The organism is Kitasatospora sp. NPDC057518 (assembly GCF_042802075.1).
GTDB lineage: Bacteria > Actinomycetota > Actinomycetes > Streptomycetales > Streptomycetaceae > Kitasatospora.
In genome coordinates, this window is record NZ_JBHVEU010000753.1 from 1 (window position 1) to 1,969 (window position 1,969).

The window sequence follows — 1,969 nt, forward strand, 5'->3', positions numbered from 1 at the left end:
CTCTAGCCGATCCCCGCTCCGAAAAGCGAATCCGACCGCAACCCGATAAAACGAGCACGCCGAATAAGCACCAGGTCACAGCGCCGAAAAGCGCAGACGACCGGCACGAACCGGAAGTGGTGTTTCAGAGGATTGGCCGCTCCGGGACCGTCCGCGCAGACGCGTGTCCGGTGCTCCCTGCCGAGCGACTAGGAAACACTACCCCTGTCCGGCGTCGGAGGCAAACCCGTCCCGGAGACGGTGCGGGTGCAGAGTGCCCGGCCCGGCTTCACGTACTCGCCGTTGGGGTGGTCGTTGCCGGTGACCCAGTGGCGGGCGGTGGCCTCGTCACGGCCGCCGTCGCGGTGCCGCCGGAGCAGGCGCTCCTCGCGGACCTCGTCCTCGGCGTGGACGTACCAGAGCTCGTGCAGCAGGCGGCGGGCGTCGGGCCAGGGGGTTTCGGCGGAAGCGAGGTAGTTGCCCTCGGTGATGACGAGCCGGGTCCGCGGGCGGACCACGTGGCGGGCGGCGACCGGCTCGTCCAGGGTGCGGTCGAAGTCCGGGACGTAGATGTCCTGGAACCGGTCGCCGGCGATCCGGCGCAGCAGGGCGACGTAGCCGTGGGCGTCGAAGGTCGCCGGGGCGCCCTTGCGGTGGGTCAGGCCGAGGCGGTCGAGCTGGGCGCCGGAGAGGTGGAAGCCGTCGAGCGGGACGTAGGCGGCGGTGCCGGGGCCTTCGGCCCGCTCGACCTCGGCGACCAGGTGGCGGGCCAGGGTGGACTTGCCGGCGCCGGGCGGGCCGGCAAGTCCGAGGATCGTACGGGCGTTGCTGCCCGGGCCTCGGAGGAAGCCGAGGGCAAGGGCGGTGAGGCGGTCCTCGTTCATGGCCGCACCCTACTCAGCGCACGCCTCCTGTTCAGTGCGCCTCTTTGCTCAGTGCGCCTCTTTGCTCAGTGAACCTCTTCGCTCGGCGGTCGGCTTTGCTCAGCGGTCGGCGAGGGCGGGCAGGTCCAGGGTGAGGGTGCCGGCGTCGGCGTCGAGCAGGGCGGGCACGCCGAGCGGGACGGTGAGGGTGGAGGGGCAGTGGCCGAAGCCCAGTTCCCAGAGCACGGGGACGCCGAGCCCGCCGAGCCGGTCGAGCATCACGTCCCGGACCCGCTGGGGCCGTCCGCAGCCCTCCCAGGAGCCGAGGGCCAGGCCGGCCACGCCGTCGAGGGCTCCGGAGCGCAGGAGCTGGGTCAGCAGCCGGTCGAGCTGGTAGGGGTGCTCGTTCACGTCTTCGAGCAGCAGGACGGCGCCCTCGTACGAGGGACGGGCGGCGGGCGTGCCGCGCTCGGCGGTGAGGACGTGGAGGCAGCCGCCGGCCGTGACGCCGCGGGCGCGGCCGGGCACGAGCGGGGCGGCGGTGGGCGAGGTGAGGACGGTGACGGCGGCGGGGTCGAAGAGGGTGCGGCGCAGGTGCTCGGCGGTCGGGCCGTCGGAGACGAAGGAGGCGCCGGCGGCCAGCGGTCCGTACAGGGTGGCGAGGCCGAGCCGCCGGGCGAAGGCCTCGTGCAGGGAGCTGACGTCGCTGAAGCCGATGAAGGGCTTGGGGGCGGCGGCGCGCATCGCGGTCCAGTCGAGCAGGTCGACGATGCGGTGCACGCCGTACCCGCCGCGGGCGCAGATGACGGCGTCGACGGTGGGGTCGAGCCAGGCGGTCTGGAGGTCGGCGGCGCGGTCGGCGTCGGTGCCGGCCAGGTAGCCGAGGGTGGGGTGGGTGTCGAGGACGTGCGGGGCGACGGTCACGCGGAGCCCCCAGGAGCGGAGGATCGCGCACCCGGCGGTGAGACGTTCGGCGTCGACGGGACCGCTGGGGGCGACGACGGCGACGTGGTCGCCGGGGCGCAGGTGCGGCGGGCGGGTCAGCCCCTGGCCGGGTGTGGTCGGGTGCTGGTCCATGGGCCGGGCCACCTTTCGGACGCGGAAGCGGGGTTCGGGCGGTCGCGCCG

General features: G+C 74.0%; 2 protein-coding genes. Both read right to left on the reverse strand.

Annotation, left to right across the window (positions count from 1 at the left end; genetic code table 11):
- Positions 1-188: 188 nt before the first annotated feature.
- Positions 189-863 carry a nucleoside/nucleotide kinase family protein gene (locus tag ACFU7Z_RS39105; RefSeq protein WP_074005128.1) on the reverse strand — a complete coding sequence of 225 codons (675 nt, stop codon included), beginning with the start codon at positions 861-863 and terminating at the stop codon, positions 189-191.
- A 99-nt stretch (positions 864-962) separates the two neighbouring features.
- Positions 963-1,919: an LD-carboxypeptidase gene (locus ACFU7Z_RS39110; RefSeq protein ID WP_380743341.1), complete on the reverse strand. Its 957-nt coding sequence runs from the start codon at positions 1,917-1,919 to the stop codon at positions 963-965.
- Positions 1,920-1,969 lie beyond the last annotated feature (50 nt).